Annotated in this window: 6 protein-coding genes; 1 reads left to right on the forward strand and 5 read right to left on the reverse strand. The window is 68.8% G+C overall.

Going from position 1 to position 6,111, the window contains the following annotated elements; all coding sequences use genetic code 11:
• The 5 genes from AP428_RS35540 to AP428_RS20090 form a co-directional block, all read right to left on the reverse strand.
• The coding region (locus tag AP428_RS35540; RefSeq protein WP_082409400.1) for an amino acid ABC transporter permease/ATP-binding protein at nucleotides 1–1,754 on the reverse strand (1,754 nt) is incomplete at its 3' end.
• 65 nt (nucleotides 1,755–1,819) lie between these two features.
• Nucleotides 1,820–3,172 carry an LLM class flavin-dependent oxidoreductase gene (locus AP428_RS20075; RefSeq protein ID WP_011694743.1) on the reverse strand — a complete coding sequence of 451 codons (1,353 nt, stop codon included), beginning with the start codon at nucleotides 3,170–3,172 and terminating at the stop codon, nucleotides 1,820–1,822.
• 10 nt (nucleotides 3,173–3,182) lie between these two features.
• Nucleotides 3,183–4,232, reverse strand: coding sequence for an LLM class flavin-dependent oxidoreductase (locus AP428_RS20080; protein WP_011694742.1), 1,050 nt, complete (start codon nucleotides 4,230–4,232; stop codon nucleotides 3,183–3,185).
• Nucleotides 4,233–4,285: 53 nt separating this feature from the next.
• Nucleotides 4,286–5,239 carry an ABC transporter substrate-binding protein gene (locus AP428_RS20085; protein WP_011694741.1) on the reverse strand — a complete coding sequence of 318 codons (954 nt, stop codon included), beginning with the start codon at nucleotides 5,237–5,239 and terminating at the stop codon, nucleotides 4,286–4,288.
• A gap of 74 nt (nucleotides 5,240–5,313) precedes the next feature.
• On the reverse strand, nucleotides 5,314–5,874 hold the full coding sequence (locus AP428_RS20090) for a GNAT family N-acetyltransferase (protein ID WP_041489392.1): 561 nt from the start codon (nucleotides 5,872–5,874) through the stop codon (nucleotides 5,314–5,316).
• 11 nt (nucleotides 5,875–5,885) lie between these two features.
• On the opposite strand from AP428_RS20090, the gene AP428_RS37475 reads away from it, so the two are divergent.
• Nucleotides 5,886–6,111, forward strand: a 226-nt coding sequence (locus AP428_RS37475; protein ID WP_231691701.1) for a hypothetical protein, incomplete at its 3' end; no start/stop codon positions are given.

Below are 6,111 nucleotides of genomic sequence, written 5' to 3' on the forward strand. Positions count from 1 at the left end.
GACGGCGCGTCGAGCACGACGGCGGGCGGCCCGGCCTCGACGATGCGCCCGCGTTCCATGAACAGCACGTTGTCCGCCACTTCGCGTGCGAAGCCGATTTCGTGCGTGACGATCACGAGCGTCGTGCCCGAGCGCGCGAGTTCCTTGATCACGTCGAGCACTTCGTTGACGAGTTCCGGATCGAGCGCCGACGTCGGCTCGTCGAACAGCAGCACCTTCGGACGCAACGCGAGCGCCCGCGCGATCGCGACGCGTTGCTGCTGGCCGCCGGACAACTGGCGCGGGTACGCATCGGCTTTATCCGCGAGGCCGACCCGCGCGAGCAGCGTGCGCGCGGTGTGCTCGGCCGCATCGCACGTCACGCCGGCGACGGCGATCGGCGCTTCGATCAGGTTCTCGAGCACCGTCAGGTGCGGGAACAGGTTGAAGTTCTGGAACACCATGCCGACGGCCGTGCGCCGCTTCAGCACGTCGCGTTCGCTCAGTTCGTGCAGCACGTCGCCGTCGCGGCGATAGCCGATCAGTTCGCCGTCGATGTCGATGAAACCGTCGTCGACGCGTTCGAGATGGTTGATCGTGCGCAGCAGCGTCGACTTGCCGGAGCCGGACGGGCCGACGATCACGGTCACGCTGCCGCGCGGCGCGACGAACGACACGTTGTCGAGCACGCGCTGCATGCCGAACTGCTTCGACACGCCATGCACGGCCACTTCGCCGCCGGTACGCGACACGGCGGCCGCGGTATCGGTGCGCGTGTCGTCTGCGGCCTGCGCATTCGACGCCGCACGGCGTGACGCGACACGCCGCCACAGCCCGCCGAGGCGCGCAAGCGCGAACGTGACCACCGACGGCGGCGGATTGCGCAGCGCGCCGCGTGCATAGTGCCGCTCGACCTGCACCTGGATCGCGGACAGCACGGTCAGGATGATCAGGTACCAGACGGTCGCGACCATCAGCAGCGGAATCACTTCGAGGTTGCGGCGATAGATCACCTGCACCGTGTAGAACAGTTCGGGCATCGCGAGCACGTACACCATCGACGTGCCTTTCGCGAGCGAGATCAGGTCGTTGAATGCGGTCGGCAGGATCGCGCGCATCGCCTGCGGCAGCACGATCCGCGACGTCTGGCGGCCGCGCGGCAGCCCGAGCGCGGCGGCGGCTTCGAGCTGCCCTTGGTCGACCGCGAGAATGCCGCCGCGGATTACCTCCGCGGAAAACGCCGCGTGGTTCAGCGTGAGGCCGAGCACGGCCGCGAGGAACGGGCTGATCAGGTCGGTGGTCGGCGTGTCGAACCACACGATGTCGGTGAACGGCACGCCGAGCCGCACGTGCTCGTACAGGTAGCCGAGGTTGTTCAGGATCAGCAGCAGCACGATCAGCGGAATCGAGCGGAACAGCCACACGAAGGTCCATGCGCTGGCGGATAGCAGGCGCGAGCGCGACAACCGGGCCAGCGCGACGAACGCGCCGAGCACGAAGCCGAACACCGCGCCGAGCAGCGTCAGCACCAGCGTGCGCGCGAGCCCCGATAGCACCGGCGGCGACAGGAACCATTCGGCGAACACCGGCCAGCCCCACTGCGGGTTGCCGAGGAGCGAATACAGCGTGATCGCTATCAGCACGAGCGCGAGCACGGTGCCGGCCGTGCGCGACCGGTGGCGCGCGGGCACGATCCGCAAACGCGTGCCGGCCTCGCGTGCGTCGGGGGAAGAGAGCGGCGGCAGCGCGCCGCCGAGGTGGGTCGTGTCGCTCATGTCGTTGGAATCCTCGAATCGATCGATCGGCGGGCGCGCCGCCGTGCATGGGCGGCGCGGCGGCGTCAGGCGTGCGCTTCGGCGGCCGTTTCCTGGGCGGCACCGGGCGTCGCGTAGCGGCTCGCCTTGCGCGGCAGACCGAGGTGGTCGCGCAGCGTGGCGCCGGGCAGGTCGCGGCTGTAGCGGCCGCGCGCCTCGAGCACCGGAATCACGAGTTCGATGAAATCGTCGACGCCCTGCGCCTGGACCGGAAAACCGAGGATGAAGCCGTCGCCGGCGCCTGCGTCGTGCCAGCGGATCAGTTCGTCGGCGACGTGTTCGGCCGTGCCGATGAAGTTCGGCCGCGGCGTCGCGACCGCGAGCGCGGTTTCGCGCAGCGACAGGCCCTTGCGTTTCGCATCGGCCTTGATGCGGTCGGTGGTCGAGCGGAAGCTGTTGCGGCCGAGCTCGCCGAGTTCCGGGAACGGCGCATCGAGCGCGTACTGCGTGAAATCGTGGTGATCGAAATAGCGGCCGAGGTACGCGAGCGCCTCGTCGATCGTCAGCAGGTCGCGGATCGCCTGGTATTTGTCTTCCGCTTCGGCGGCCGTGCGACCGACGATCGGCCCGACGCCCGGGAAGATCTTCACGTCGCCGGCCTGCCGCCCGTGTTCGATCGCGCTCTGTTTCACGCGCTGCGTGAACGCGGCCGTTTCCTCGATCGACGGCGAATGCGTGAACACGGCGTCCGCGTATTTGCCCGCGAGGCCGATGCCGGTGTCGGACGAGCCGGCCTGGAAGATCACCGGCTGCCCCTGCGGCGAGCGCTGGATGTTCAGCGGGCCAGCGACCTGGAAAAAGCGGCCCTGGTGATCGAGCGTATGCAGCTTGTCGCGATCGAAGAAGCGGCCGGTCGCGCGGTCGCGCACGAATGCATCGTCGTCCCAGCTGTCCCACAGGCCCTGCACGACCTCGAGGTATTCGTCGGCGATCTCGTAGCGCAGTTCGTGGTCCGGGTGCGTCTTGCCGAAATTCTTCGCGGTGCCTTCGAGCGGCGTCGTCACGACGTTCCAGCCCGCGCGCCCGCCGCTGATCGCGTCGAGCGACGCGAGCTGGCGCGCGACCGTGAACGGCTCGCTGTACGACGTCGAGATCGTGCCCGCGAGCCCGATCTTCTTCGTCGCGACCGCGAGCGCCGACAGCACGGTCAGCGGCTCGAAGCGGTTCAGGAAGTGCGGGATCGACTTCTCGTTGATGTAGAGGCCGTCCGCGACGAACGCGAACGTGATGCCGGCGGCTTCCGCCTTGCGCGCGACGCCGATCATGAAGTCGAGGTTGATGCTGGCGTCGGGCGGGTTGCTCGAATGCCGCCACGCGTTCATGTGGCTGCCTGCGCCTTGCAGCATCAGGCCGAAGGGAATCGATCGTCGGGTCGTCATGATGGGAATGTCACGTGTTCTGGTCAGGGGAGAGGGAGCGATCGGCCGCGAGGGCCGTCTGCAACGGCGTGGTGGACAGCGCGCCGCCGAGCCATTCGGCAGACGCGAGCCGCGCCGCGTAGTCGGATACCGGCGAATCGATCACGAACGCATCGACGTCGAGCCGCCGGCTCAGCGCGTCGAGCGCGCGGTGCACGCCTTCGGGCGTATCGGCCAGTACCGTCGGGCGCAACTCGTCGATCCGGTAGTCGGATGCACCGCTTTGCCGCGCGAATTCCGCGGCCGCCTGCGCGCTGCCGAGATTGAAGCTCTGGCCGCCCGCGAACTGCAGCTTGAAGATCTTCAGCGGCCCGATCAGTTGTTCGGCCTCGTCGCGCGTCGGCGCGGCGACCGCGTACAGCGCGACGAGCGGTTTCTCGCCGCCCGCGCCGCGGTAGGCGTCGAGCGAGCGTTCGAGATTCGCATCGTCGCCGTTGAAATGGCCCGCGTAGCAGAAGCGCCAGCCGTGGCGCGCGGCGAGCGCGCCGCTGTCCGGCGAGCCGCCGAGCAGGATGCGTTCAGGCAACTGCGGCGGCACCGGCATCGCGACCGCGCCGGCGAGCGGATGATCTTCGGCCACGCCCCAGCCGAGAAACGCGTCGAGCTCCGCGAGCTGCCCCGCGAAATCGGGCTTGCGCGCCTTGTCGTGGAACCACTGCAGCGCACGCGTGGTCAGCGGCAGCCCGCCCGGCGCCTTGCCGATGCCGAGATCGACGCGGCCCGGCGCGAGCGCGGCCAGCAGCTTGAAGGTTTCCGCGACCTTGAACGGGCTGTAGTGCTGCAGCATCACGCCGCCCGAGCCGATGCGGATGCGTGACGTGTGCGCGAGCAGGTGCGCGACGACGACCTCCGGCGCCGAACTCGCGAAGCCCGGCGTGCCGTGATGCTCGGCGACCCAGAAGCGCGCGTAGCCGAGCTGTTCGGCGCGTCGCGCGAGCGTCGTGGTGAAGCGCAGTGCGTCGGCGGCGTTCGCGCCGTCGGCGATCGGACTCTTGTCCAGCAACGAGAGCGAATAAGACATGGTGAGCGGCGTTCCTGCGTGAGCGTGGATGGACGGTCTGGCGCGCGCGGCGCTCAGCTTTTCGGCAGCCCGGGCGGATTCGTGCGCGACTGGTCGATCGCTTCGGACGCGAGGTTCCAGCGGTCGAGCACCTGCTGGTAGCGGCCGCTCTTGATCAGGTCGTTCAGCGCGACGGTCAGCGGCTCGGCGAGGCCGCTGCCGCGGCGCGTGGCGATCGCGATGTCGGCCGTGCGCGGCCAGCCGCCGCTGATCGCGCCGACGAGCCGCGTCTTGCCTTGCTGCGCGCTTTGATACGCGAGCACCGAATTCACGCTGAACACCGCGTCCGCCCGGCCCGACTGCACGGCGACGATGCGCATCGCCTGGTCGTCGTAATACTGGATCTGCACCGGTTTCAGCCCGTGCGCGACGTTCTCGCGGTCCCACGCGAGCAGGATCTTTTCCTGGTTGGTGCCGGCGTCGGTCACGATGCGCAGCCCCGCGACGTCCTTCGGCTCGCGGATCGCCTGGATCTTGCTGTCGTTGCGCACGTAGAAGCCGACCTGGTCCTTGCGGTAGGTCGAGAAATCGAACTTCTGCTTGCGCTCCTCGGTGACGGTCACGTTCGAGATCACCGCGTCGACTTTCCCCGATTCGAGCGCCAGCGGCCAGTCGGCCCACGCGAGCGCGATGATCTTCAGCTTGCGGCCGAGACTGTCGGACACGAGCTGGCCGACGTCGGCATCGAAGCCGATCACCGTGCGCGCGTCGGTCGCATACGAGCTGATCGGCGGCAGGCTCGGCGCGATGCCGATCGTCAGCGTGCCGGGCTCGGCGAACTTGAACGACGCGGGCACCGCGCGCTCGACCGCCGCATCGGCCGCGCCACGTGGGCGGCCGCGCTGCTCGGGACTCAGGTCGAACGTCGCGGCGGTCGCGGCCATCGCGGCCGCGATGGCGCTCAGGCCGATCAGTGCGGTGGCCAGCGTGCGCACGGCACGGGAAGAAAGCGGTACGGCTCGATGCATGAAAACGTCCTGTCGTGGCAGCGTGGAATCGTTGAAAGCGGGAAGGGCGAGATGAAAGGCGGGATGTCGCGCGCTCAGCGCGGCAGCACCGGTTCGGGCACGGGCGCCCACAGGTCGGCCAGCGTCGACGTGCGCGACGGATCGACGAGATCCTTGCCGAAACGCAGGTGGAAATACGCTTCCGGGTCGATCGACGAATCGAACAGCCGCGTATAGCCGGTGCGGTCGTATAGCGCCCACGCTTCGGGCTGGCGAAAGCCGGTGGTCAGGTAGAGGCGGCGGTAGCCCTGTTGCACGGCGCGCAGTTCGAGCGCTTCGACGATGAGTCGCGCGAGGCCCTGGCGGCGCAGGTCGGCGCGCGTCCAGATGCGTTTCAGTTCGGCGGTCTGCGCGTCGTAGCGCTTGAACGCGCCGCCGCCGATCGTCTCGCCGTCGCGCAGCAGCAGCACGAACGCGCCTTCGGGCGGCGCGAACAGTTCGGCCGGATAGCGCGCGAGTTCGTCGCGGGCCGACGCGCGGCTGTCGGGGCGGTACGCGTTGTAACGGGTCGAATACTCGTCGATCAGCGCGTCGATCAGCGGCTGCGCGCGGACGTCGAGCGGCGTCGTGTCGATGATGCGGTCGTTCGTGGCCATGGGCATCGCGAATGGCGCGCGATGCGGACGTTCCTGGCGGGGTGCGGGCACGCGGCCCGTCCGGTCTGTTCCGTTATCGCGACGCAGTTGTCGTGATGGCGGCGGCTGTCGTGCTTCGTGCGATGCATCCGGCGCGCCGCCGCCGTTTTGAACACGTTAGCGGCGCGGCCGGCAAAGGCGAACGAAGCAATTTCGATAAGGATTTCGCGGAAGGTGGAAGAAGGCTTGCAGGGGGAG

This window comes from Burkholderia sp. E168m22 (assembly GCF_001319805.1).
Lineage (GTDB): Bacteria > Pseudomonadota > Gammaproteobacteria > Burkholderiales > Burkholderiaceae > Burkholderia > Burkholderia orbicola.